The sequence below is a fragment of the Clostridium neuense genome (genome assembly GCF_045310695.1).
In the GTDB taxonomy this organism is placed as follows: Bacteria; Bacillota; Clostridia; order Clostridiales; family Clostridiaceae; genus Clostridium_S; species Clostridium_S neuense.
On record NZ_JBJIAA010000005.1, the window covers coordinates 167447 to 194378 of the forward strand.

The 26932-nt window shown below is 32.5% G+C and carries 27 protein-coding genes; 24 read left to right on the forward strand and 3 right to left on the reverse strand.

The annotated features are described in order from the left end of the window. The first annotated feature begins 14 nt into the window (after positions 1 to 14). The 23 genes from murQ to ACJDT4_RS07535 all read left to right on the forward strand — a co-directional run bounded on the left by murQ (position 15) and on the right by ACJDT4_RS07535 (position 22462). Complete coding sequence (murQ, locus tag ACJDT4_RS07425) at positions 15 to 890, forward strand: N-acetylmuramic acid 6-phosphate etherase (RefSeq protein ID WP_406786915.1); 876 nt, start codon at positions 15 to 17, stop codon at positions 888 to 890. A 16-nt stretch (positions 891 to 906) separates the two neighbouring features. Beyond that, positions 907 to 2046, forward strand: coding sequence for an N-acetylglucosamine-6-phosphate deacetylase (gene nagA, locus ACJDT4_RS07430; protein WP_406786916.1), 1140 nt, complete (start codon positions 907 to 909; stop codon positions 2044 to 2046). 16 nt (positions 2047 to 2062) lie between these two features. Beyond that, entirely contained in the window at positions 2063 to 2788 is a 726-nt protein-coding gene (nagB, locus tag ACJDT4_RS07435; RefSeq protein WP_406786917.1) for a glucosamine-6-phosphate deaminase, read from the forward strand. 126 nt (positions 2789 to 2914) lie between these two features. Beyond that, on the forward strand, positions 2915 to 3319 hold the full coding sequence (locus ACJDT4_RS07440; RefSeq protein ID WP_406786918.1) for a hypothetical protein: 405 nt from the start codon (positions 2915 to 2917) through the stop codon (positions 3317 to 3319). A gap of 252 nt (positions 3320 to 3571) precedes the next feature. Beyond that, positions 3572 to 4087 (forward strand): GntR family transcriptional regulator, encoded by a 516-nt coding sequence (locus tag ACJDT4_RS07445; protein ID WP_406786919.1) that lies wholly within the window; start codon positions 3572 to 3574, stop codon positions 4085 to 4087. Further along, positions 4084 to 4806 (forward strand): GntR family transcriptional regulator, encoded by a 723-nt coding sequence (locus tag ACJDT4_RS07450; protein ID WP_406786920.1) that lies wholly within the window; start codon positions 4084 to 4086, stop codon positions 4804 to 4806. The genes ACJDT4_RS07445 and ACJDT4_RS07450 overlap by 4 nt, the downstream gene beginning before the upstream one ends. Before the next feature lie 712 nt (positions 4807 to 5518). Beyond that, complete coding sequence (locus tag ACJDT4_RS07455) at positions 5519 to 6316, forward strand: PTS mannose/fructose/sorbose/N-acetylgalactosamine transporter subunit IIC (RefSeq protein ID WP_406786921.1); 798 nt, start codon at positions 5519 to 5521, stop codon at positions 6314 to 6316. Then, the gene (locus ACJDT4_RS07460) at positions 6313 to 7140 is read left to right on the forward strand and encodes a PTS system mannose/fructose/sorbose family transporter subunit IID (protein WP_406786922.1); all 828 of its coding nucleotides are present in this window, start codon (positions 6313 to 6315) and stop codon (positions 7138 to 7140) included. The genes ACJDT4_RS07455 and ACJDT4_RS07460 overlap by 4 nt, the downstream gene beginning before the upstream one ends. A gap of 19 nt (positions 7141 to 7159) precedes the next feature. Then, entirely contained in the window at positions 7160 to 7642 is a 483-nt protein-coding gene (locus tag ACJDT4_RS07465) for a PTS sugar transporter subunit IIB (protein WP_406786923.1), read from the forward strand. Between the two features lie 13 nt (positions 7643 to 7655). Then, the gene (locus ACJDT4_RS07470; RefSeq protein WP_406786924.1) at positions 7656 to 8744 is read left to right on the forward strand and encodes an SIS domain-containing protein; all 1089 of its coding nucleotides are present in this window, start codon (positions 7656 to 7658) and stop codon (positions 8742 to 8744) included. 4 nt (positions 8745 to 8748) lie between these two features. Then, complete coding sequence (locus ACJDT4_RS07475) at positions 8749 to 9393, forward strand: HAD family hydrolase (RefSeq protein WP_406786925.1); 645 nt, start codon at positions 8749 to 8751, stop codon at positions 9391 to 9393. Between the two features lie 6 nt (positions 9394 to 9399). Then, a complete protein-coding gene (gene agaF / locus ACJDT4_RS07480) occupies positions 9400 to 9825 on the forward strand; it encodes a PTS galactosamine/N-acetylgalactosamine transporter subunit IIA (protein ID WP_406786926.1) in 426 nt (141 codons plus the stop codon). Positions 9826 to 10029: 204 nt separating this feature from the next. Further along, a complete protein-coding gene (locus tag ACJDT4_RS07485) occupies positions 10030 to 10896 on the forward strand; it encodes an EamA family transporter (protein ID WP_406786927.1) in 867 nt (288 codons plus the stop codon). 129 nt (positions 10897 to 11025) lie between these two features. Beyond that, positions 11026 to 12102 (forward strand): SIS domain-containing protein, encoded by a 1077-nt coding sequence (locus ACJDT4_RS07490; RefSeq protein ID WP_406786928.1) that lies wholly within the window; start codon positions 11026 to 11028, stop codon positions 12100 to 12102. Positions 12103 to 12124: 22 nt separating this feature from the next. Next, a complete protein-coding gene (gene nagB, locus ACJDT4_RS07495; RefSeq protein WP_406786929.1) occupies positions 12125 to 12865 on the forward strand; it encodes a glucosamine-6-phosphate deaminase in 741 nt (246 codons plus the stop codon). 123 nt (positions 12866 to 12988) lie between these two features. Continuing rightward, entirely contained in the window at positions 12989 to 13810 is an 822-nt protein-coding gene (locus ACJDT4_RS07500; RefSeq protein WP_406786930.1) for an SDR family NAD(P)-dependent oxidoreductase, read from the forward strand. After that, positions 13803 to 14252 (forward strand): MarR family winged helix-turn-helix transcriptional regulator, encoded by a 450-nt coding sequence (locus tag ACJDT4_RS07505; protein ID WP_406786931.1) that lies wholly within the window; start codon positions 13803 to 13805, stop codon positions 14250 to 14252. Before ACJDT4_RS07500 ends, ACJDT4_RS07505 begins: the two co-directional genes overlap by 8 nt. Before the next feature lie 209 nt (positions 14253 to 14461). Then, positions 14462 to 15328, forward strand: coding sequence for a MurR/RpiR family transcriptional regulator (locus tag ACJDT4_RS07510; protein WP_406786932.1), 867 nt, complete (start codon positions 14462 to 14464; stop codon positions 15326 to 15328). Positions 15329 to 15651: 323 nt separating this feature from the next. Further along, entirely contained in the window at positions 15652 to 16980 is a 1329-nt protein-coding gene (locus ACJDT4_RS07515; protein ID WP_406786933.1) for an amidohydrolase family protein, read from the forward strand. 284 nt (positions 16981 to 17264) lie between these two features. After that, entirely contained in the window at positions 17265 to 18512 is a 1248-nt protein-coding gene (locus tag ACJDT4_RS07520; protein WP_406786934.1) for a M20 family metallo-hydrolase, read from the forward strand. A gap of 16 nt (positions 18513 to 18528) precedes the next feature. Next, positions 18529 to 20568 (forward strand): urocanate hydratase, encoded by a 2040-nt coding sequence (locus ACJDT4_RS07525; protein WP_406786935.1) that lies wholly within the window; start codon positions 18529 to 18531, stop codon positions 20566 to 20568. Next, on the forward strand, positions 20561 to 21808 hold the full coding sequence (gene hutI / locus ACJDT4_RS07530) for an imidazolonepropionase (RefSeq protein ID WP_406786936.1): 1248 nt from the start codon (positions 20561 to 20563) through the stop codon (positions 21806 to 21808). The genes ACJDT4_RS07525 and hutI overlap by 8 nt, the downstream gene beginning before the upstream one ends. Positions 21809 to 21859: 51 nt before the next feature. Next, positions 21860 to 22462, forward strand: coding sequence for a HutD/Ves family protein (locus ACJDT4_RS07535; RefSeq protein WP_406786937.1), 603 nt, complete (start codon positions 21860 to 21862; stop codon positions 22460 to 22462). Between the two features lie 196 nt (positions 22463 to 22658). On the opposite strand, the gene ACJDT4_RS07540 is transcribed toward ACJDT4_RS07535, so the two are convergent. After that, positions 22659 to 23849, reverse strand: a complete 1191-nt coding sequence (locus ACJDT4_RS07540; protein ID WP_406786938.1) for a pyridoxal phosphate-dependent aminotransferase — start codon at positions 23847 to 23849, stop codon at positions 22659 to 22661. A gap of 1 nt (position 23850) precedes the next feature. Then, positions 23851 to 25302 carry an aminotransferase-like domain-containing protein gene (locus ACJDT4_RS07545; protein WP_406786939.1) on the reverse strand — a complete coding sequence of 484 codons (1452 nt, stop codon included), beginning with the start codon at positions 25300 to 25302 and terminating at the stop codon, positions 23851 to 23853. Positions 25303 to 25584: 282 nt separating this feature from the next. On the opposite strand from ACJDT4_RS07545, the gene ACJDT4_RS07550 reads away from it, so the two are divergent. Continuing rightward, positions 25585 to 26631 (forward strand): HD-GYP domain-containing protein, encoded by a 1047-nt coding sequence (locus ACJDT4_RS07550; protein WP_406786940.1) that lies wholly within the window; start codon positions 25585 to 25587, stop codon positions 26629 to 26631. 38 nt (positions 26632 to 26669) lie between these two features. On the opposite strand, the gene ACJDT4_RS07555 is transcribed toward ACJDT4_RS07550, so the two are convergent. Then, on the reverse strand, positions 26670 to 26924 hold the full coding sequence (locus tag ACJDT4_RS07555) for an AbrB/MazE/SpoVT family DNA-binding domain-containing protein (RefSeq protein WP_406786941.1): 255 nt from the start codon (positions 26922 to 26924) through the stop codon (positions 26670 to 26672). Positions 26925 to 26932 lie beyond the last annotated feature (8 nt).

A 26932-nucleotide genomic window follows, 5' to 3' on the forward strand; every position in this document is an offset into this window, starting at 1 on the left:
TTGGGGTGAGTTGCATGGAAGAAAGAAATGTAAATACTATTGATTTGGACAATTTAAGCACATTTGAGATATTAAAAAAAATAAATGAAGAGGACAAAAAAGTAGCCGATGCCGTTGAAGCTGAGCTTTTAAATATAGAGAAGGCAGTAGATATGATTGTAGACGGTTTTAAAAATGGAGGAAGACTTTTTTATGTAGGAAGCGGCAGTAGTGGAAAAATTGGTATTATGGATGCGTCGGAATGTCCGCCAACTTTTGGTGTTGATGATTCTATGGTTCAGGGAATTATATCTGGTGGAGATAATGCTTTAAGCGGATGGCTTGAAGAAACAGAGGATAATAAGGATTTAGCATTAAAGGATCTTAAAGAGAAAGGTGTAAACAAAAATGATGTTGTTGTTGGAATTACTGCAAGTGGGAATACACCCTATGTAAATAGTGCTATAGAATATTCAAATGAAATTGGATGTAAAACCATTGGAGTTGTTTGTTCCAAGGGAAGCTTAAATGAAAAATGTGATGTGACTATTTGCGTAAATGTTGGACCAGAGGTAATAATGGGATCAACGAGGATGAAAGCTGGAACAGCTCAAAAAATGGTATTAAATATGCTTTCAACAACCTCTATGATAAGAATTGGAAATACATATTCGAATTTAATGGTAAATGTAAGACCGATCAATGAAAAGTTAAGAGAAAGAGTAAAAAAAATAGTTAAGCTTGCAACTAATGCTGATGATTCTACTGTAAATAAAGTGGTTGAAGCGTGCAATTATAATGCTAAAGTATCAATCATTGCAATAGTAATGGGAGAAGGAGTTCAAAAAGCCAATGAACTTTTAAATAAGTTTCAAGGAAATATTTCAAAGGCTATAGAAAGCCTAAAATAAGTAAGAAGGTGTAAATATGAAAGCTATAATTAACGGTAAAATAATAACTGAGAAAGAAATATTAGAAAATAAAGTACTGCTATTTGATGAAAAGGTTCATGAAATAGTGAGCAATGAAAGTTTTAATAAAGAAGGTATAGAGGTTATAGATGCAAAGGGAAACTATGTTTCACCAGGCTTTATAGATGTGCATATACATGGTTCTAATGGAAAGGATGCTATGGATGGAGAAATGAAATCACTTGAAATTATAAGTGAGTTTGTTTCACAAAATGGGGTTACTGCATTTTTACCAACAACTATGACTATGAGTAAAGAGAAAATATATAAGGCATTGGACATCATAAGGGAAGCAATACATAAAAAGCTTCCAGGAGCATCAGTCATAGGCGCACATCTTGAAGGACCTTTTATAAGTGAAAGGTATAAGGGTGCTCAAAAAAAAGACTATATAATAAAACCTAGCTACGATTTTATTGAGAGGTATAAGGACATTATAAAAATTATAACCATGGCACCGGAGGAAGACCATGAATTTCAATTTATAAAAAAGGTAAAAGAAAATACAAATATAGTGTTATCCATAGGTCATTCTGATGCAACTTATGAAGAGGCTATAGAAGCTATCGAGTGTGGAGTAAGCCACATTACCCATCTTTTTAATGCTATGTCTCCTTTACATCATAGAAAGCCTGGAGTTGTAGGCGCTGCTTTTAATAGTGACGTTGCCTGCGAGATTATAGCTGATAAAATTCATATAAATCCTAAAATTTTTAGCATGCTTATAAAAATTAAAGGTAAAGAAAAAATGATGCTCATAACTGATTGTATGAGAGCGGGTGGCCTTAAGGATGGAGTTTCGGAGCTTGGAGGTCAAAAGGTTTTTGTTAAGGATAATTCCGCAAGACTTGAAGATGGAACACTTGCCGGAAGCATATTAACGCTTAATAAGGCTATTAAAAATATATATGAAAATACAAATTTAACACTAAATGAGGCTGTTAATTTAGCAACAATAAACCCAGCAAGGGATATAAAGATTGATTGTAGAAAGGGCAGTCTTGAAAAAGGTAAGGATGCTGATATAACTATATTTAACGATAAATTTGAAGTTCTTGAAACCATAGTTGGTGGAAGAATAGTATATGAAAATTAATTTGGAGGTGTTTTAATTGAGAATAATACGTGTAGATAATTATGAGGAAATGAGCAAAAAAGCAGCCAGTATGGTTGCAAGTCAGATGATATTAAAACATGACAGTGTATTAGGGCTTGCTACAGGGGATACTCCAATTGGCATGTATAAAGAGCTTATAAAAATATATAATGATAAAGAAATAGATTTTTCTGATGTTAAGACTTTTAATTTAGATGAATATTATGGTCTATCTGATGACAATCATGAAAGCTATCATTATTATATGATGAACAATTTATTTAAATATGTTAATATGAAATCTGAAAATATAAATATACTTAGTGGAGTAACAGATAATATTGAAGAGGAATGTTCAAATTACGATGAGAAGATTAAAAGATCAGGAGGAATTGACATTCAAATTCTTGGAATAGGTGTAAATGGTCATATTGGATTCAATGAACCAAGCGTAAATTTTGAAGCGGGAACACATCTTGTAGAATTAGATAAGAAAACGATAGAGTCAAATTCAAGATTTTTTAAATCAATGGATGAGGTGCCTAAGTCCGCTTTAAGTATGGGAATAAAAACGATAATGCAATCCAAGGTTATAGTACTCCTTGCAAATGGAGAAGCTAAGGCTGAAGCAATTTATAAAACTGTTAAAGGTAAGATTTGTCCAGAAGTCCCAGCTTCAATTCTGCAGCTTCACAATAATGTTAATATTATAGTTGATGAAGCAGCAGCTAAACTACTTTGATTTATTAGCACTATTTATTTGCATTATTTTATTGTATAATTTCGAGTATAAAATAAATATAGGTAAACTACTTTAAGTAACGAAATTTATGTTCAAAGAAGGTTTATCTTCAAAAAGGAGAGGCAAATGGATAATGAGATTGTTCTTATAGAAGTGTTTGGACTAAACAGAGAAAGAGAATGTGTACACGAAAATGGTGGCTCCTGCAGCGGCTGCAATGGGTGTGAGAGTTCATCCTCTTGTTCAGGTCACTCTAGCTGCGAGGGGAATAAGAACATGTTTTTGATGTATAAAGAACTCGTGGATTATATGGAGAATACAGATTTAAAAAACAAAGTTGAAATAGAGTTTGTAAATACAGATGCCATTGATATAGATAAATATGATTATCTTCAGGAGGCCTTTAAAAAGAAATTTATGCTGCCTATAGTTGCTATAAACGAAACTGTAAGATTTTATGGCGGAGTGCCAAATAAGCTTATTTATAAAGAAATAAAAAAAAAATTAGATAAGGGTGAGCTATCAGTATAAAAGGTTGAGATTACTAATATCAAGCTCTTTATATTTCTAAGGTCAGCGGATAATTTTGTGAAATCATGAAATTATCTGCTGTTTTTTTGGGTGTATAACTCTTGGCTAGAATTATATTCATCAATTTCTTGTTTTTTATACTAATTACAAGAACAATTTAAATTAAAATTTAAAAAGTTTACAATAACTGTTGTGTTTATACCGAGATTTTATTAAAATAATGGTATATGTGGTATATAGGGAGGTAAACCAGTGAAAAAAGATGTTTGTGTTTTAAGGGATATTGATAGTTTTGCATCTGTTACAGAAATAATTTCAGATCATAATTTTTCATATAAATATAAGGTATTAGAGTGTTCTGTTCAGGAAGCTAATCGCTTTATTAGTAAAGCATTAAATATACCACTTGCTTCTAAAGTACTTTATTTTCAAAAGGTAAGAATTGTTGAGGGTGAGCCTAAATGTATAGAAAAAGTCTATATTAATTATAGCAAGGTGCCTGGAATTGAAAAACTAGATTTAGCTAAGGATTCTCTTTGTGAAATTTTCAAAAGAGAGTACGGATTAGAAGTAAATCAAAGAGAAGAAGAAATTTTAGTTGTGGACGCAAATGAGAGTGAAAAAGAAATATTAAATTTAAAAGAAGATTCAGAAGTACTATTAGTAAAAGGAATCACGTATATAAATGATCATGAACCATTAGAAAGCTTTGAAAGCATAGCGGTTACGGATTTCTACAAGTTTAGGAGTGTGACATATTTACCATGAACAGTGAAGCGTTATATGTGCAATTAATTAACAATATAAAAAAGAAAATTATTGATGGGGAATACAAAATTGGCGATAAAATAATGTCAGAAAGAGAAATGGCTCAAATGTATGGAATTAATCGTCTTACCGTTAGAAATGCAATTAAGAATCTTCGAGAGGAAGGCTACTTAAAAGCTATTCAGGGAAAAGGAACCTTTGTAAGCAAAATTCCAGATGTTGAGGACAAGGTTGAGCTAGGCGGTGGAGATGTCAGCTTGAGCATGTCCATTAGAAAAGGAGGAATGAACCCTTCTAGAATAGTTATTTCGCTTAGAAAGATTGATGCCTTTGGAGAATTAAAAAAATACTTTCCTGACTCTCCAGAGGTCTATGAGCTAATTAGACTTTCTTTTGCCAATGGTAAGCCTTATGCCATTCAAGAGTGTTATCTTCCATGTTCATATTTTAGTGAGACAGAAAGGTATGATTTTGCGGAAGATTCCTTATATGACTATATGGATATGCAGGGACATAGACCAGAAAAGTTAATTTCCTATTTGCAAATTAAGGATGTTCCAGAAAAGTATGCGGAGTTGTTAAAAATTAAAGCTGGTAAAAAGGTCTTCTTTTTTAATTATCATGGATTTGATAAGGATGGTAAAATGGTTGAATACACACTTTCTTATAATAAACCAGAATATACATCATTTCGTTTTTCATCAAAGAAAATAGAATAAAAATAGGGCTGTGGAACTAAAAATAATGCGAAGTAACAATACTGAAGGAACAGTTTAAAAAAATCCTAATAAATCTTGGTAAAAAAATCACAAAATACTTAGATATTTCAATTGTCTGAGCTTATTTTCAGCGAGTAAACATGCACGGGGCATGGGCTTTGCCCATTATCCTTCTATACCTCAAGCAGGTACTCGTTTAAAATTACCACCAAGATTTATAGGATTTTTTTAATGTGACGAAGCATTGTTACTTCGCACTTTTTATGGCTGATAAGTGGTATACCTACAATACCATAAGTTATTGTCACAAAAAGTAGAATTTATGAAATAATATTTAATTATATTATTAACTATATTGGATATTTTCCATATAATGTTTAAATATAATAAAAAAATATATTATTTTTATTATATTTTAAATAAAAGTATTGAAACGGAATTATAGATGGTATATAATGTTCTCAAGTGGTATATATGATATACCTCATTACCACTGGCAGAGAACTTACAATTTATCTTATTTTTAATTTTGTAACTTGAGAATTGATTAATTAATAATAATTTAAAAGTTATTTTTTAATAATTCAAGAGTAAAGGTTTACCAATTAATAAAGTTTGCATAACCGGTTACAATATTGAGGATTTGATAAAGGAATAAGATGCTCTATTAATATTTAAAATACATTGGTACAAAATAAAAGGAGGGGGACACATGAATATTACTATTGTTCAAGCAATTCTTATTGGTTGTGTAGCAGCATTATCTAACTTAGACGGTAATTTCTTTGGTGAAATGAAATTCCGTGAACCTATTATTACTGGTTTCTTAGTAGGATTAATCCTAGGAGATGTTCAAAAAGGACTTATTATAGGTGCAGCATTACAGGTTATTTGGATGGGGGCAACTGCTATTGGACCTACAGCACAATTAGATATAGGTGCAGGTGGAACTATAGGTACTGCAGTAGCTATATTAACAGGAAAGGGTCCTGAAGTGGCAATTACCTTTGGATTACCAGTTGCGGTTATCATGCAGTTTTTAAATACTTTCTTAATTACTTCCTACTCAGTTTTAATGCATCGTGTAGACGGTCTTATCGATAAGCTAGAGGAGAAAAAGATAATATTTATTCACATTGCATGTGGTTTACTTACAGGTTTCATGTATGGTGCTTTAACTTTCGCTGCCTTGTATTTTGGTAACAACACTATTAATGCAATAGTTAAAGGATTACCTTCTTGGGCTAACAATGGATTAAATGCAGTAGCAGCCATACTTCCGGCACTAGGCTTTGCGTTATTATTAAATATTTTACTAGAGAAAAACTTGATTCCATTCTTTATTGCAGGATTTGCAATTGCTGCATTTACAAGTTTAAATACAGTAGCAGTTACATGTATTGCTGTAGCAGCAGCTTGGGTTATATACTTACTTACAACAAATAGCATTGCTGGAGCACAGAACTTCGCTAAAGCAGGAGCTAGTGATGAGGAGGATGAAGAACTATGAGTAATGAAGTAATCAGCAAAGAAAACAATATTACTAAAAAAGATTTGAAAAAAACCTTCTGGCGTTCTTTTACTTTGATGAATTCCTTTAACTACGAGCGTATGCAGGCGTTAGGATATTTGTTCTCCATTATGCCTGAATTAAAGAAAATATATAAAGGCGATGATGAGGGTTTAAAAGCAGCATATCACCGCCACATGGAAGCTTTTAATATGACAGTTGCACCTTCTCCATTTGTAATGGGTATATCAGTGGCTATGGAAGAGCAAGCTAAAGCTGATCCTAAATTTGATCGTTCATCAATTAATGCTATTAAAGTTGCATTAATGGGACCACTTAGTGGTATTGGAGATACTTTTTTCTGGGGTATTATTCGTGTTATTGCTTGCTCCATTGGTATTTCTTTTGCTAAGCAGGGAAATGTTTTAGCACCATTTGTTTTACTAATCTTATTTAATATACCAACTTTCTTAACTCGTTGGTTTGGTCTTAAAATTGGATATACAAAAGGTAGCAAATTATTATCAGAATTACAGGAGTCAGGAAAAATGCAGTTATTCACTTACTGCGCAGGTATTGTTGGAGTAATGGCTATTGGATGCATGGTTGCTACTCAGATTACTATAACATCACCGCTGCAATTTAGTATAGCCGGACAGAAGGTAGTTATTCAACAGTATTTAAATCAAATTATGCCAAAGCTTTTACCACTACTTGCAACTCTTGGAATATACCAAGCTGTTAAAAAGCATGTTAAAGTAACTTATATCATACTTACAATAGTTGTTGTTGGATTTATTTTAGGAGTAGCTGGAATTTTATAATATTTAGGAGGTTTATATTATGGCAATTGTAGAAGTTAGAATAGACGATAGATTAATACACGGTCAGGTTTGTGGATTTTGGATTCCTCATTACAATGTTGAGAAAATCGTTATACCTGATGACAAGATTTGTAATGATGAGGTACGCAAAACTGCTTTAAAGTTTGGTTGCCCTGGAAAGGTTAAATTATCAATTTTAAGCTCAGAGGTAGCAGCAGATAAATTAAAAAGAAACTTAGATAAAGGCAGCAGAGTTATGATATTAGCAGCAGGTCCTGCCCCTTTAAGAAAAATGGTTGATTTAGGTTATACAATTTCTAAGGTTACAGTTGGAAATATGTCTAACAGACCAGACACTGAGCATATAAAAGGAACTGTTTATGTTTCAAAGCAGGATAAGGAAGATTTTAAGGTTTTATCTGAGCATAGTGTTAAATTGGTTGCACAGATGGTTCCAAATGAAGACCCAGTGGAATTGAATCAATTAATTAAAGATTTATAGGAGGAGGGGTATTATGGAGAAGGCTACGGTAATAGGCTACATTAAAGATCAGCCAAGAGCATTAAGAGACACTTTAAAAAACAAAGATGAATTTGTGGCACCTTTTGTTGAAGTTTTCAAGAAGCACAATATAAAAAAGGTTATATTCTTTGGATCAGGAACCTCTTATAATGCTTCAATTATAGCAGCACATTATTTCAAGCAAATATTGGGTATTGATGCGGTAGGTCATTATCCAACAGTATTTAAAAATTATGAGAAGGCAGATTGGACTGGTACCCTTAAAAAAGAAGAAATACTATGCGTTGGTATTAGTCAGTCTGGTACTTCTAGATCAACGGTTGATGTAATGGAGAGCCTAAGACAGCAGGGACACATAACTTTAGCACTTACAGAAAACGTAGAAAGCGAAATAACTAAACACGTTGACAATGTTGTTCATCTTTTGTGTGGAAAGGAATTAACACCTCCTGAAACACGTGGATATACCGTGACAGTTTTAACTTTATATTTATGGGTGGTTTCTGCAGCAAAAGCTTTAGGTATCTACAGCGAGGATGAATACAATGCTGCAATTGCTGACGCTGAAGCTTTAGCAAATAATTTTGAAACTATAATTGAAGAAAGTGAAGCTTGGTATGAAACCAATAAAACTACAATTGTAAACAGTGATAGAATATATGTTTTAGGCTATGGAGTTGATTTTGGTTCTGCATTAGAAGGCATGCTTAAAATTGGAGAAATGCTTCGTATTCCTACTTTAGGATATGAAATTGAGGAATATTCACATGGTCCAACTATGTCCCTTAATAAGCGTCAAACAATTTTCTTTATTGGCTCTGATGAGGCAGAGTTTGAGAGAATGCTGGTATTTAGACAAGCATTTAAAAAGTATACAGATAGAGTGCATGTAATAACCTATAAGGAAATTGACAAGGATGATAGAGATATAGTATTTAGCATTAAAACAAATAAATATCTTGCTCCAATCATGTACACAATACCTCTTCAATTTGTTGCAGCAAAGGGTGCAAAGGATATTGGAATTGACACTAACATTAATCCTTTTAAAGAACCATTAGCACATATACCAGAGGAGTAAGAATATGATCAAAGGCGTTATCTTTGATATGGACGGGGTTTTGATAAATAGCGAAGTGGTATACCGTGATCAATTTTACGATTTTCTAAAAAGTCAGGAAGTTAAGATAGAAATAGAAGAACTTAATTTTCTTTCGGGTTCTTGCGAGAAGGTTGAGAATGAGTATTTTGCTAAAAAGTTAAACACCTCCATTGAAGAGGCTTGTAGATTAAAAAGAATATATTTTAATGAGCATCCTGTTAACTATGAAAAGTTGAAGAAATCATATGTTGACGAAATTTTAGAATACCTAGTTTCTAAAAACATTAAAATAGCACTTGCTTCATCTTCAAAAATGGACAACATTACTAAGGTATTAGAGGAATGCAAAATCACCAAATATTTTAGCATTGTTGTAAGCGGAGAAATGTTTGTAGAAACTAAGCCTAATCCAGAAATTTATAATTATTCGGTAAATAAAATAGGCTTAACTAGGGAAGAACTATTAGTTATAGAGGATTCAAATTATGGTGTACAAGCGGCTAGAGCAGCAGGGTTAAAGGTGGCTGCTGTACTAGATCCAATTCTAAAATTTGATGTTGAAGCTGCGGATTACAAAGTAGCTTCTTTAAAGGATGTAATAAAAATTATAGAAGTTCAGGAGAGGTAAAATATTATGATAGGAATAATTGTAACAGGACATGGAAAGTTTGCACAAGGTCTTACTACAGCTTTAGAACTGGTTTTGGGAAAACAGGAAATGTACATTGATGTTAATTTTCCAAGTGGAGATACAGCTACTCAATTAGAAGAAAATATGACAAAGGCGATTGATGAATTTAAAGAGTGTGAAAATATCGTTGTATTTGCTGATTTATTAAGCGGCTCCCCTTTCAATACAGCTGTTATGAAGGCAATACAGGATGAACGTATAAAGGTTGTTTATGGAGTGAATTTTGGAATGCTTGTTGAAGCTGTTATGAACAGAAATATGGGCACTGGAGCCGATGAAATAGTTAATAAGGCAGTTGAGACAGGTAAAACTCAGATTGGTGTATTTAATGCTGATGCTGTAAAAGATTCTGATGATGATGCTCTGTAGGATAATATTTTAAGCGGTTTATCTATAGTGAAACTAGCTTAACTACAAACTATTTATGCACCATAATCCCTTGAAAATTGGTGTTTTGGAACATAAATAGTTTAAGTTTCCCAGTAGCTTCACTATAGAAAGCAGAACTTTTAGTGCACAGTACACGATGACTGTGAACTGTGCATTGATTTTATAAGCGGAAGAAGAATTAGAATGGACATTAAAATTATTTTGCTATTGGTATTAGCAGCAGTGTTTGTTAGCACTTGGAATTTACTAGCTAAAATCAGCAGGGATAAACAAGTATTTTTTTATCTGGTGCTAGTTTCTATGTCAGTAATTTTCTTTATACCGTTTTTATTTTATTTTACCCCCATTTCGCTTACTGGATGGGTGTATATAACAATATCTGCTGTAATTGAAGCCTTTTTTCATCTTTTGCTTGGAGGCGCCTATGAATGCGGCAATATTTCTTTAGTATATCCAATATCTCGTGGGTTTGGAATACTCATGTCCTCAATATTTGCTATTATTTTTTTAGGAGAAGGAATGACAGTATTAGGGGCATCAGGAATAATCTTAATTATACTAGGAATTTATATTATAAATTTAAGAACCTTAAGTTTAAAAGATATGTACGCACCAATTGCAGCACTTAAGGAAAAGCCATCTCGATTAGCATTATTGACAGGATTAACTACTGCCAGCTACTCGCTAGTGGACAAACTAGGTGTTGAACATGTAAATCCAATATCATATGTGTATTTTGTATTTTTAATATGCTCAATCTTACTCACACCTTATATAATGGTGAAGAAGAAAGAATTAGTTAAACTTGAATGGAAGGCTAATAAAATATCTGTTGTAATAGTATCAATATTATATATTGTTTCTTATTTGATGGTTTTATTTGCTTTAAAATATAGTGAACTTATGTATGTTTCATCTGTGCGTGAGATATCTGTAGTATTTACTTGCATAGCAGGACTTGTTTTGTTAAAGGAAGGCTGGAGAAAAAATAAGGTATTTGGAGCAATTGTTATATTTTTAGGTATTGTAGTTATCTCCTTTGCTAAGTGATACCATTCTTATTTTTTAATTACAAGGGATAAATTCTGCCTATATAAGTGGTATATATAATATACCATATAAACCATATGCCAAAGGTACGTTGTTGCTCATCTATATCTACAATAGGAGGTTAATTTTATGGAAAGAAAAAGTATTATGTGGAAATATATAAGCGAAGAAACATCAGTGTTAAAGAATATGCTGCTACGTAAGGATATTGAGGAAAAAGTTAATACTACTTACCAAGAGGTGGAGGCAATTTATTTTGTTTCACATGGCAGTTCTTATAACGCATCTATAGTTGTGTCTGATTTTTTATCTAAATATGCTAAGGTACGTGTTTATTATTATACACCAGGTAATTTTTTGTATAACTGCAATACAATCAGTTATGAAGATCCATCAAAGACCTTGGTAGTGGCAATATCACAGACAGGGACAAGCAGAGGAACTTTAGAAGCAGTTGGAAGAGCTAGAAAGCTGGGCTTCCCTATACTTGGAATTACAGATTTTAAAGCTTCTCCATTAGGGCAGTTATCTAGTGTACAATTGGGACTTGATTGTGGAGAAGAAAATAGCAATGCAAAGACTAAAGGTTATAGTTCTACTTTAGCTATGCTTATGCGTTTAACTGTTGCTATTGCACTAAAGAAAGGTACTATAAATAGTAATAAAGCAGAAGAAATTCTTAGTGAATTAAAAGCTTGTGTTGAAGAATTAGAAGAAATTATAGAAAAAACTATTAAATGGTGTGAAGCAACTGGCTTTGGCAAAGGAATGGAAAATGTATTTGTACTTGGCTGTGGAATGAACTATGGAACTGCATTAGAAGGACAGTTAAAGTTGATGGAAACTATGTGTGTGCCAACGCTTTTTAATGATATTGAAGAATTTTCTCATGGAATGCATCGTGCGATAAATAAAAACAGCAGTGTAATTATACTTAATAGTGAACATGCTTGTACGGAATTAATGGAAAAGACCTTTAAATATTTAAAGACTAAAACGGATAAAGTATTAATAATTAATGCTAGTGAAAATAAAATTGATGACATGATGGCTATTAATATTAAAAATCACCCATTAACAGAATCGGTTTTGGGAATGACGACTATTATTCAAATCCTTTCGGCATTTATTCCAGAGCTCAATGGATGCGATCCTAATGTAAATGCTAATAATGATTATACAGATTATATGAAAACAAGAGTGTGAAATTGATTGAGAGGTGTTTTAATTGAGAATAATACGTGTGGATAATTATGATGAAATGAGTAAAAAGGCAGCTGACTTGGTTGCAAGCCAAATGATATTAAAACATAATAGCGTACTAGGGCTTGCCACAGGTGATACGCCAATTGGTATGTATAAAGAGCTTATAAAATTGTACAATGAGAAAAAAATAGATTTTTCTGATGTAAGAAGCTTTAATTTAGATGAATATTATGGAATTTCAAAGGAAAATAATCAAAGCTATTACTATTACATGATGAATAATTTATTTAATCACGTTAACATGAGAAAAGAAAACATAAATATACTTGATGGAAAAACAGATAATGTAGCTTTGGAATGCTTAAATTATGAGAAAAGAATTAAAGAGGTAGGGGGAATTGATATTCAGGTCCTTGGTATAGGTGTAAATGGACACATTGGATTTAATGAGCCAAACGTTAATTTTGAATCAGAAACGCACCTTGTTGATTTAGATCAAAAGACTATAGAATCCAATTCTAGATTTTTTAAGTCCATTGAAGAGGTCCCCAAATCAGCACTTAGCATGGGCATAAAAACTATAATGCAATCTAAGGTTATAGTACTTCTTGCAAATGGAGAGGCTAAAGCCGAGGCAATTGCAAAAACTGTTAATGGAAAGATATGTCCAGAGGTTCAAGCTTCAATTTTACAGCTTCACAATAATGTTAATATTATAGTTGATAAGGCAGCAGCTAAACTACTTAAAAGCAGTGACAAGTAATTTGTCACTGCTTTTATCGTTAATTAAGCTATGGTAAAACATCATTGACAATATTATACTTTATAATATACTATACTTATATAGTAATGTACGTGAACAGTACAAAATAAAGGAGATATTAAGATGAGAAATAATGAAAAAACAGCTCTTATAACAGGAGCTACAAGTGGGATAGGAAAAGAATTTGCAAGGAGATTTGCTGCACTTTCATATAATCTTATTATTACAGGAAGAAGAGAAAACAAAATAAATATGGTCGCAGAGGAGATAAGAAAAGAGTTTAATGTTTCTGTAGAAGTTATAATTGTAGAATTATCGGATGCTAATGAACTTGAAAAATTAATTAAAACAGTGGAAAATAAAGATATTGATGTTCTTGTCAATAATGCAGGGTTTGGACTTAATGCTTTTTATGATGAGGAGGATATTGATGGACTGTTAAAAATGGAGGCGGTACATGTCAAAGCCCCTATGAAAATTACTCATACTGTGCTTAAGGGTATGATAAGAAGAAATAATGGTACAATCATAAATGTGTCCTCAGATGGTGCTTTTTTACTTGCTCCTAAAAATACTATATATTCAGCAACAAAGGCATTTTTAAAAACTTTTACAGAATGTCTTAATCTTGAAATGAAAACTAAAGGAAAAAATGTAAAACTTCAAGCACTATGCCCAGGGCTTACAAGGACTGATTTTCATGGAAAAATGGGAATGGATAAATCAAGGCAGGTTGATAAGGGAATGATAAAGTGGAATACACCAAAGTTTATTGTGGATTGTTCACTAGATGCGTTAAGTAAAGATAATGTTGTGTGTATACCTGGAGAAAAAACTAAGGTTTTAATAGGATTTTTAAATTTACTTCCAAGAAAGAGCTACTACAAGTTTATGATTAATTTTTTCAAGAAAAATTTTAATAAAAAGGAGAGTAAAAGTGCGTAGAAACTTTAAAAAGGAAGAACTAAAGGTAATAGATGAAATTTATCATTTATTTTACACGAAAATGCTTAATGTAAGGCATAATGAAAAATTTAAAACGCTTGAGGATGTTACTGATCTTGAAATGGGAGTGTTGCATATACTTACATATAAGCCTAATAGCATAATGAAAGAGATTAGAGACTATCTTAATGTATCAAGAAGTACTCTTACAGGGGTAATAGACAGGCTTGAAAAAAGAAACCTTGTGAAGCGTGTTATAAGCGAAAGGGATAGAAGATCTTTTGCTCTTGAACTTACAGAAGAAGGAAAAACAGCTCAAGCCAAGCATGAAGAAATGGAAAGAATAGTATATGAAGATATTTTAGAAGCACTTCATGATGATAAAGATACTAGTGAATTTTTGAGACTTTCAAGACAAATAATTAAAAACATTAAAATTTAATATTGTTTAAAATAGCTGTTGTACTAAGTTTATTTTTAGTAGAATAGCTATTTTGATAATATTACATTTAAGAATTGAAGATATTATTAAATTAATAAAGAATATTGACATTTATTAAATAAAATTATATATTTAAATAGAACCATTCATGAAACATGAATTGTGAATGATAACATTATTCATCAAATTAAGGGGAAGGATGTTAAGGGATGGAATTTAGATCAAATATCAAGGAATTTGATGAATTGAAAAAAGAGATGTCTCTAATATCTAAAGGGTCATATGCATATGAAAAATTGGCTCATTATATAGAAAAAAATTATAAACATATTATTTTTATGACGGCATCAGAGGTTGCCAAGGAAGCGGATGTTAGTCAGGGAAGTGTATCTAGGTTCTGCAGTGCACTTGGATACAGGGGATATAACGATTTTTTACATAATTTACAGCAGTTTATGAGAGAAGAAATAACAGCACCTCAGAGGCTTGAATATACATCTCATAATAAAGATTTATCCAATGTGTTGAATATGGAACACAGCAATATAGATGAACTCCACAACATTTTAAATGAGCCTTCTTATCAAAAGCTTGTTGATAAGATAGTAACCTCTAAAGAAATAGTGCTTTTGTCATCTAGAATGTCTGCAACGCTTCTTCCATACGCAGGCTATTTGCTTAGCAAAATTAGAAACAATGTTGAGGAAGTTACAGCAGAAAGTCATTTATGGAATACTTTAGAGCTTAGAAATCCAGAGACTACATTTATATTTACAATAGTGTTTCCAAGGTATCCAAATGATTTGATTTCTAAGCTAAGAGCTTTAAAAAAGGAGGGATTTTATATTGCAGCACTTACAGACAGTGCAATATCTCCAGTAGCTGATATAGCTGATAATGTAATAACGGTTCCAATAACAACTTCATCAATTTTCGATATATACAGTACACCAATGCTACTTATCAACTTGCTTTTAAAAGATGCAGCTAATTGTATGGAAGGACTTAATAAGAGACTTGATAAACTTGAAAAAATAGAAAAAGAAAACAACACTTACTATAGGGGGAATAGCTGAAAGAGTAAGAGTGCAAATAGAATAGGAATACAAGTAATTTATAAAGGTTGAGAGTACAGAGTACAGTGAAGGATGATTTTCCTCCGCTATTGCTGCGAAAAATCTAAAACTTAATGCTTGCGCATGATGTAAAACATATAGTTCAGCGCAGCTCATGCTATTAAGTTCGAAGATTTACCTGAGAGGAACGAAAAGTAAATCTACCTTCACTGTGCTCCGTACTTTGCACTCTGATTTAAGGTTGATTGTCAAAAGAATATTTTATCTAATTAAAAAGTTAAAGGCATTATCAATATCATTATCATCGTAAAGGGGTTAATAGAATGAAAAAAATATACAAACCAGCCATTGTTTATTATGAAGGAAAATTTCAAGAGGGTAAGGGAATTGTAGAAGAGGACGGAGAAATCATAGAAGTAGCTTCTTTTGAAATACTTTCAAAAAAATATATGGAAGCAGAGGTTGTAGAGTGGACAGATAATATAATGGTTCCAGGCACAACAAATATACATAACCACTCCTTTCAAAGCTTGCTCAGAGGAATTGCAGCAGATAAACCGTTTTTGGAATGGAGAGATAAATCTCTTTATGCATTTTCCCCTAAGCTCTCCGCTGAGGATATATATACTGGAGCGGTATTTGCCTTTGGAGAAATGCTTAAGTATGGAGTTACAACTGTAAGTGATTTTTTCTATGTACATAACGAAGGAGTAGAAAGTGATGAAGCAGTTATAAAAGCAGCTAAGGATGTAGGTATACGTTTAGTACTTGCAAGAACAATGTATGATTGGGATGGAGCACCAAAAGGATATGTTGAAACTATAGATGAGGCAGTAAAAAATGTTAGAAGCTTAGCTGCACGCTATGATGGAAATGATATGGTTAAAATAGTGCCAGCGCCTCACAGCTTGCATGCAGCATCAATAGATATGGTTAAAGCTGGTCACAAGTTAGCAAAAGAGCTTGGTACGAATTATCACATACACGTAGCAGAAGAACCTTTTGAAGTTGAGCAGGTGCAAAAGGAATTTGGTTTAAGACCAGTTGAACTTTTAAATAAGATAGGTGTTCTTGATGAAAGTATGGTTGCAATTCACTGTGTATGGCTTAATGATAATGAAATAAAACTAATGGGAGATGCAAAAGCTAAGCTTGCTTATTGCCCTTCAAGTAATATGTTCCTAGCAGACGGAGTAACTAACATTCCAGCAATGATGAAGGCTGGTGTTGAAATAGGCTTTGGGTCCGATGGAGCTTGCAGCAATAATAGAATAAGCATATTTGAAGAAATGAGAATGTGTGCACTTCTTCAAAAGGTAACAAAGCTTGATTCACTATGTGTTAATTACAAGGACGTTTTCTCAATGGGAACAGAAATTGGAGGAAAAATACTTCAGCTTCCTGTTGGAAAAATTGAAAAAGGCTATAAGGCAGATTTTGTTGGAATTAATAAAAATGATATGTCTATGCAGCCTATATTTAATTCTGGTGAGCAAATTATGCCTAATATAGTTTATTCAATGCAGCCATGTGCAATTGATCATGTTGTGGTTGATGGAAAAGAAAGAGTTAGAAATGGAAATATTTTAAGCGTACCGGAAAAGAAAATCGTAGAGAATGTTCAGATGCTAATGAATAAACTACAAAAATAAAATTACATGAAATTTTTAAAGGTAAATTAATGATGTTTTACAAGTAAATTAGAAAGGTTAAGAACAGAGAGTAGAGAGTAAAGAGTAGAGCGAAGGATGATTTTTCTACGTTTTACTACGAAAAATCTTTAATTATAAAAACAATAAGGCTTAGCATGGCTAAGCAAAGCGGTTTAAAAAAATTAGCGTCAGCAGTAAGTTTAAAAATTTTCTGCCCAAGCAGAAAGTTAACCTTCACTCTACTCTCTACTCTTTACTCTCTACTCTGAATAATAGGAACCAAAATGGATAGAGTAAGGCCTAATATAGGTAGACTTAAGAGTGATATTGAAAGAATATCTACGTTTATAGATAAAAGCAAACTTGGACATACAAGGCGAAGCTTCACAGAGGAATATAAAGAAGCAAGAGTATGGCTAAGAGAAAAAATGGAAGAATCAGGGCTTGAAACTTCTATAGATGCTGCTGCAAATATTATAGGAAGGCTTTCTGGAAGTGATAACAGCTTAAAACCAATAATAATTGGTTCACATACAGACACTGTAGAAAATGGGGGTATGTATGATGGAACTATAGGGGTTTTAGGTGGAATAGAAGTAGTTAGAATTTTAAAGGAAAATGGAGTAAATCTTAGGCATCCACTAGAAATAGTTGATTTTACTTCAGAGGAACCAAGTGAATTTGGATTGTCCACCATAGGCAGTAAAGGTATGATAGGAGAATTAACTAAAGAAATGCTTCAACGAAGAGACAATTGTGGAAGAGTGCTTTCTGATGCTATACATGATTTAGGTGGGAATTCAAGATCCATAAAGAAACTAGCAAGAAAAAAAGGTGATGCAGTTTTGTATCTTGAGTTGCACAATGAGTTAGGACCTGTTTTAGATAATAAAGAGTGTCCACTTGGGGTTGTAACTGGAATTGTTGGTATCCATAGGTATAAGGTTATAGTAAATGGCGAAGCAAACCATGCAGGTACAACACCAATGAATATGAGATGTGATGCTCTGGTTTTTACAAGTAAACTTGTATTAAAATTGCAAAGTTTATGCAAAGATAAAAATCGTGATGATGTGGTTGGAACCGTTGGGAAACTAAATGTAGAGCCTAATGCATCAAATGTAATTCCCGGAAAATGTGAATTTGAATTTGAGGTTAGATCACTTCAAAATGATATTATAGATGAAATTGTTTCTCAATTTATAGATGAAGCTCAAGCATTATCAAAGGAAAGAAATATAAAAGTTAAATTTGATAATATATCAAAATCTAGTTCTGTAATTATAGATGAAGGTATAAAAAAGGTTTTAAAGGACAGCTGCGAGGAAGTGGCAAAAACCATGTACTTACCTAGTGGAGCAGGACACGATGCTAATCACATAAATGAAATTGCACCTGTTGGAATGATTTTTGTACCAAGTAAAGATGGCAAAAGTCACTGCCCAGAAGAGTACACATCATATGAAGAAATTGAGATAGGAGTCCACGCTCTCATAAAAGCGCTGCTAGCTTTTGATAAAATTTTAAAATAAATGGAGGTATATAAAAATGGAGTATAATAAACTTATTAAAGATGCTATGGCTATAACCTTGGATGATGAACTGCCAGAAATGCCTAAGTTTGTAGAAGGAATTAGAAGAGCACCAGATAGAGGCTACAGTTTAGATAAAAAACAAACTGAGGTAGCACTAAAAAATGCACTAAGATATATAAATCCTAAATATCATGAAAAACTAATTCCAGAATTTTTACATGAACTTACGACAAGAGGCAGAATATATGGATATAGATTTAGACCAGAGGGCAGAATATACGGAAAGTCAATAGATGAATACAAGGGTAATTGTATTGAAGGCAAAGCTTTTCAGGTTATGATAGATAACAATCTTGATTTTGAAGTAGCATTATATCCTTATGAACTTGTCACCTACGGAGAAACAGGCTCTGTATGCCAAAACTGGATGCAGTATAGGCTGATAAAAAAGTATCTTGAAGTATTAACAGATGAACAAACACTGGTTGTGGAATCTGGACATCCACTTGGATTATTTAAATCTAAAAAAGAAGCTCCAAGAGTTATAATAACAAATGCACTTATGGTTGGAATGTTTGATAACCTTCATGACTGGGAAGTTGCAGAGCAAATGGGCGTAGCAAACTATGGGCAAATGACAGCAGGCGGTTGGATGTATATAGGACCACAGGGAATAGTTCATGGAACTTATAATACTCTTTTAAATGCAGGGAGAATGAAGCTTGGCATACCTAATGATGGAGATTTAAGAGGACATTTATTCATAACTTCAGGACTTGGGGGAATGAGTGGTGCTCAACCAAAAGCTGTTGAAATAGCAAGAGGTGTAGGAATTATAGCAGAGGTTGATGAATCGAGAATAAAGACTAGATTTGATCAAGGTTGGGTAGGCAAGGTATCTTCGGATTTAGATGAAATATTTAAGCTAGCAAAGGAATACTTAGATAAAAAAGAAACTATATCAATTGCATATCATGGAAATATAGTTGACTTACTTGAATATGTGGTTAATAATAATATAAAAGTTGATTTGATGTCAGATCAAACTTCATGTCATGCTGCCTATGATGGAGGATACTGTCCGCAGGGACTTACCTTTGAAGAGAGAACAGAATTACTAAGTAGTGACAGAGAGAAGTTTAAAGAACTGGTAGATAAAAGCTTAAGACACCACTATGAACTCATAAAGAAATGTACAGATAAAGGCACTTATTTCTTCGATTATGGTAACTCCTTCTTAAAGGCAGTATATGATGCTGGCGTTAAGGAAATTTCTAAAAATGGAGTGGATGATAAAGACGGCTTTGTACTTCCATCTTACGTTGAAGATATCATGGGACCACAGCTTTTTGATTATGGTTATGGACCATTTAGATGGGTATGTTTAAGCGGAAAAAATGAAGATTTAATAAAGACTGATAAGGCAGCAATGAGCTGTATTGATCCAGACAGAAGATATCAAGATAGAGATAACTATAATTGGATAAAGGATGCTGAAGAAAACAAGCTAGTTGTTGGAACTAAGGCAAGAATACTTTATCAGGATGCAGAAGGCAGAAGAGACATAGCTCTTAAATTCAATGAAATGGTTAGAAATGGGGAGATAGGACCAGTTATGATTGGAAGAGACCATCATGATGTAAGTGGAACTGATTCACCATTTAGAGAAACAGCAAACATAAAAGATGGAAGTAATGTAATGGCTGATATGGCAATTCAATGTTATGCGGGAAATGCAGCAAGAGGCATGAGTTTAGTTGCTCTTCATAATGGCGGAGGAGTTGGAATAGGAAAATCAATAAACGGAGGTTTTGGACTTGTACTTGATGGAAGTGAAAAAACCGATGAAATTATAAAAAGTGCTATTATGTGGGATGTAATGGGAGGCGTAGCAAGAAGAAGCTGGGCTAGAAATGAACATTCAATAGAAACTGTAATCACATTTAATAAGAAATACAAAGGTGAAAGCCACATAACTTTGCCATATTTAACAGATGAAACATTACTAAAAGAAAATATTGAAGGTTATTTTAAAGAGGAGAACAATGGATAAGATAATAATTTTTAATGCAAGTGAAATAGCAACACCAACTGGAAGTAAAGCTAAATATGGTAAAGAGGATATGAATGATATCTCCATTATAAAAAATGGATCTATTGTAATTGAAAATGGTCTCATTAGAGATGTGGGACCAACTTCAAGTATTACTAAAAAGTATAATCTAAGTAAGTATAATATTATAGATGCTAAGGATAAAGCTATAGTTCCGGGCTTTGTAGATGCCCATACTCACTTTATTTTTGGTGGCTATAGGGAAGAGGAATTTTTTCAAAGGATCAATGGAATAAGTTATATGGAAATCATGAATAATGATGGCGGCATAGAAAGTACAGTAAAGAAGACAAGGAATATGACCTTTAAAGATCTTTACGAGCTTGGTTTTGACAGACTTAATTCTATGCTTGCCTTTGGAATAACGACGGTAGAAGGCAAAAGTGGATATGGACTTGATTTTCATACAGAAACAAAGCAGCTGAAGGTTATGAAAAAGCTGGATGAAAATCATCCTGTTGACATTGCAGCAACCTTTTTAGGAGCACATGCTATTCCACAAGAATATAAGGGCAAGACCAATGAATATATTGATTTTATGATTGAAAAACTCTATCCGTATATAGTTAGAAACAAGCTTTCTGAGTTTTGTGATGTTTTCTGTGAAGATGGAGTGTTTTCAATAGAAGAATCGAGAAGACTGCTTCTAGAAGCTAAAAAATTAGGCTTCAAATTAAAGGTTCATGCGGATGAAATTTCAGCTTTTGGTGGAGCAGAGCTTGCAGCTTCAATTGGTGCTATTTCAGCAGATCATCTGCTAAATGTATCCGAAGAAGGAATAAGAGAGATGGTAAAAAATGAAGTCGTATCGGTGCTGCTTCCTGCTACTGCATTTACACTGGATAAACCTTTTGCAAATGCAAGAAAAATGATAGACAGCGGCTGTGCAATTGCACTAGGTAGTGACTATAACCCTGGAAGTTGTTTCTCTAATTCAATACCACTTATAATTTCCTTGGCATGCATTAAGATGAGAATGACACCAGAAGAAATCTTAACAGCGCTAACTATAAATGGAGCGGCTGCTTTAGATAGGGAAACCTCTATAGGAAGTATTGAAATTGGAAAGAAGGCAGATATGCTCATATTAAAATACCCAAGTTATAAATACCTTATGTACAATACAGGAATTAATATTGTTGAAAAAGTAATAAAAAATGGTGAAGTAACAGTATCTTAGAAAGGCATTTTAATTAGTTTTAATTATATAAATTAAGGTTGTGAGCATTCAGTGGGTTATAAAATAAAAATAATAAAAAAAGACCAGTATTCAATTTCTAAGTGGTCAGGTGGACAAACTACAGAGCTTTATATTTATCCAGAGAACTCTAAATACAAAGATAGAAATTTTATGTGGAGAATAAGCTCTGCAACAATGGACATAGAAGAGTCAACATTTACGCATTTGCCTGGTTTTGCAAGAGAACTCATGGTTATTGATGGTGAAACTACTTTAGAGCATGAGGGTAAGCATAAGGTTACTTTAAGGACATTTGAAAAAGATAGCTTCATGGGAGACTGGACTACTAAAAGCTTTGGCAAGGCTTCGGATTTTAATTTAATGACCTCAAAGGATTGCAGCGGAAGCTTGGAGGTTTTTGAGGTTAAAGATAAACTTTGCATTAAGCTAGAAAATGGGGAGAATAGATTCAATGTTAGCCAATACTTTTATCCTGTTGGAGGAAGTATTGAAATTCAAATTAAGGATGACAGGTTTCATGTGGAGGAAAAGGATTTATTTCTTATAGATTATTCATATTGGAAAGAAAAAATTGATATTATGAATAATTCTCCAAATGCAATTAAAATTATAACTGCTGTGGTTAAATACTAAGGAACAATGCTTCGTCATACTAAAAAGTTCTATAAAAGATAATTTTTTTGGCCTTTTTATGAAAAATACAGTGTAAATATAGTTAAAGATAAACCACATTGAAAAGGTTTATCTTTAACCAATAGAAATTGATGTTAATATAAAGATTAGTTGGCTACAAATATTCATATCTAAATTCCGTAGGAGCGAAGCATTGTTACTTCGCGCAGTATTCTTCTAAAGCTTTTTCTAAAATAACTATTGAATTTTGTATGTCTTCAACGTTTGTGCAATATGAAAATCTAGCTTCATTTTTACCAAGGCCCTCTGTTGCGTAAAAGCCAGAACCAGGAGCGAACATTACAGTTGCACCATTGTAGGAGAAATCTGTTAAAAGCCATTTTGCAAAAGTTTCTGCATCATCAACTGGAAGTTTTGCAAGCATATAAAAGGCTCCCTTTGGTTTACTGCATATTACATTAGGTATACTTGAAAGACCATTGTACATAATGTCTCTTCTTTTTTTATACTGCATTTTTACTTCTGTAATGTAGCTATTCATAGTGTTTATTAAGTTTGAAGCAGCATATTGCTCTATAGTTGAAACACATAATCTTGCCTGACATAATTTTAATATTTGATGCATAAGCTCTTTATTTTTAGAAGCAACAAGACCTATTCTGGCACCACAAGCACTATAGTGTTTTGAAATACTGTCTACAAGTATGATTCTATCAAGTATATCAGTTAAATGCATACAGGAGTTATATGGAACGTTATCAAAGATAAATTGTCTGTACACTTCATCTGATATTATAAATAAGTCGTGCTCTTTTGCAATTTCTCCAAGCATTTTAAGTTCTTCATAGGAATAAACTGTTCCAGTTGGGTTGCAAGGATTTGATATAAGTATACATCTTGTTCTATCTGTTATTTTAGCTTCAATTTCTTCTTTAGATGGAAGATGAAAATCGTTTTCTATTTTTGTTTCAACAGGAACTATATGTGCTCCAGCTACTTTTGCAAAACTACTGTAGTTTGAGTAAAATGGCTCAGGAGATATAACCTCATCGCCAGGGTCGCAGGTAGCCATAATTGCAAACTGAATTGCTTCACTTCCACCGTGAGTTATCATAAGCTCGTCTTTATCAAAATATATGTTAGAATCTGCAAGTGATTGTATAAAACTTTCTATAAGTTTATCTATACCTTGAGAATCTGAGTATTTTATTATTTCTTCTTTAAAGTCAGTAACACCTTGAAAAAATGTATCTGGTGTTTTGACATCAGGCTGTCCTATGTTTAAATGGTATACCTTTACACCTTTATTTTCTGCTTCCTTTGCGTAAGGAGCAAGCTTTCTTATTGGTGAATAATCCATATCTAAAATTCTATTTGAAAAGTTCAATTTAAATCCTCCTTAAAGATTCTTTAATAGTATCTCCAATTATCTTAAAACCACGTTCTATTTCTTCTTTGCTTACTCTTGAAAAACTAAGTCTAAAGGTATCTTCGCCGCTATTATTAGTAAAAAATATATCACCAGGGGTAAAGATTACTCCTTTTTTGTAGCATTCTTTCATTACCTTTCGTGAGTTTACACCTTTGACCTCTATAAAAATATGAAGTCCACCCTCACCAGATAGTTTCGTATAGGGTATATATAAATTAGCATATTTTATTGCAAGTTCATATTTTTCTTTGTAATACTTTTTTGCTTTTTTAACATATTTATCGAAGTTACCTACCATAAGGTATTCATATAGTATTGCCTGATCTAAAAAGGAGGTATGAATGTTTCGGCTCCTTTTTATGCTTTCGAGATAGGATATAAGCTCCTTGTCCGCGGCTATCCATCCAATTCGCATTCCGGGAAAAAGTATTTTTGAAAAGCTCCCTATATATATAACACTATTTCCTCTTCCATTTAACGCTGCTATTGGAGTTATAGTTGAGTTTGAGTATCTTAGTTCTTCGTTAAAACCATCCTCAATTATTGGAACCTTATAATTATTTAATAATTTAAGCACAGATAAACGTTTTTGTGAAGACATAACTATGCCTGTCGGATTGTGATAGGATGGTATTAAATAAGCGGCTTTAGGTGGTCTTCCTTCTTTTAATTCTTTTTCAAGTTCAAAAGCATTTATTCCATCCTCCTCCATAGCTATGCCAGTGATATTTAAATCGTGGAGCTTCATAAGCTTTATTGCTGTGTTATGAGTAGGATTTTCACAAATTATTTTATCACCAGGTTCTGTAATGGAGGATAAAACAATATCAAAACCTTCTGTGAATCCGTTGGTTATAAGTATATCTTTATTTTCAAAATCAATTCCCTTGTCAGACATATATTTTTTTAGACAATCAATTAAAGGTTTATATCCCTTTGCATAGCCGTAATTTAATATGTTATTTCCTTCAAGAGAAAGTATGTTTAAGAAATCTCTTTTAAATTCCTCTAAATCAAATAAATTCTTGTCTGGTGAAATGCTGTCAAAGGAAATCATTCCTTTTTTACTTCTCATTTCGTGCTTTATTATGTCTAAATTTTCTGCTTTTTTAGTGTAATCATTAATGATTGACCCCCATTTAAGATGCTGACCTGTATTAGAACGGATTTTTTTACCAGATATAAAGGTTCCCTTACCCTTTGTTGTGGATATAAAACCTTCATCACAGAGAGTTTCATATACCTTTATTATGGTGTTTCTGCTCACCTTTAACATTAATCCCATTTCTCTTGTTGAAGGTAGTTTTTCACCGCTTTGAAGAAGCCCTTCATTAATCAGTTTCTTTATATAATCTTCAATTTGCAACTTTTTGGAAGTCTTATCATTTAACTTTAAATCAAAAATCATATTTACACCTCAACATATATTGTGACATAAATTTATAAATAAAAAAAGAGCCACTTTAGATATATTTTGAGGTAATATTGGTTTATTAAACCTGTACTAGCTTATAAGTTATAATTGAATGTGAAGTGAAACTCTTATAAATATATAAAATAATTGTTTTTTAGACATGATATGTTACAATATATTTATAATTACTGATATATAACAGAAGGTTAAAATATTGAAGATTTCAGATAAAGTGTATTATATATATACTTCATTTAGTATTGGAGGTATGATGTGATGGCAAAAAATATTGTTAATATATCGAAGTGCAAAACTGGGGACGTGCTTGGGGAAGATATATTTAACTATAATGGTATCAAGATAGTAAGCAAAAATACAATTATAAATGAGTATATAAAGAAAAGACTTCGGGAGTTCGGAATTTTTAAGGTATGCATATGTAAGTGTGATGAAGAGGACTATAATAAAGACATAAAATATCTTAATTTTAAGAAGGAATATGAGGATATTATTATATCTACGCAAAAGTTAATTTTTGATATATTTACAGGGAGCGGAATTAATTGCAATAGAGTTATAGCAATTACAAATAGGATATATGATAAGGCTTTTGATACGGACTGCATTATGAAATATATGTTGGACTTGCAAAGTACAGATGAATACACCTTTGTTCATAGTGTTAATGTAGCTTTTTATTCAATGCTTATTGGAAGATGGATGAAAATGTCTGAGGAGCAAATGAAGGAGCTTATTCAAGCTGGAATACTTCATGATATAGGAAAAATGAAAGTGGACAATAAAATATTAAATAAGCCGGCTAAACTTACATATGAAGAGTTTGAAGAAATGAAAAAGCATCCTCTTTATGGTTATGATATAGTAAAAGAAGCACAGGAAATCAGTGAGGATACGAAAAAGGCAATACTTCTTCACCATGAGAGAACGGATGGTTCTGGATATCCATATAATTTGCCAGAGAATAGAATAAGTTTATATGCAAAAGTTATAGCCATAGCTGATACTTATGATGCTATGACTTCTAATAGAGTATATAAAAGGAAGGTTACACCATTTAGAGCCTTTAATATGTTTTTAACGGAGGGTCTTTCACTTTACGATGTTGAAGTATTAAATGTATTTTTAAGTAATATTTCTTTATACTATATAGGAAGCAATGTGCTGCTAAGTAATGGAGAAAAGGGTAAAATAGTGTACATACCACCCTATGATATTTTAAGTCCTATTGTTAAGGTGGAAGATAATTACTTAGATTTTTCTCGAAAAAGCAATGATATAAGAATAGAAGAGGTTACAATTTAAATTGTTAACCTCTTTTTAAGTAAATAATTTATTATAGATTATTCTTGTAATGAATCTAGCTTGTCTAAACATTCCTTACAAACACGTATGCCTTTGAAGTATGTGATATCACTTAATGAATTGCAAAATGTGCAGCCTGGTGAGTATTTTCTCAAGATGATATGGTTTTCTTCCTCATCAATAAAGATTTCTAATGAGTCACCTTCGCTTATAGCTAATTGAGATCTAGTTTCCTTTGGAATTACTATTCTTCCTAATTCGTCAACTTTCCTTACGATTCCTATTGAGTTCATATTTTTCA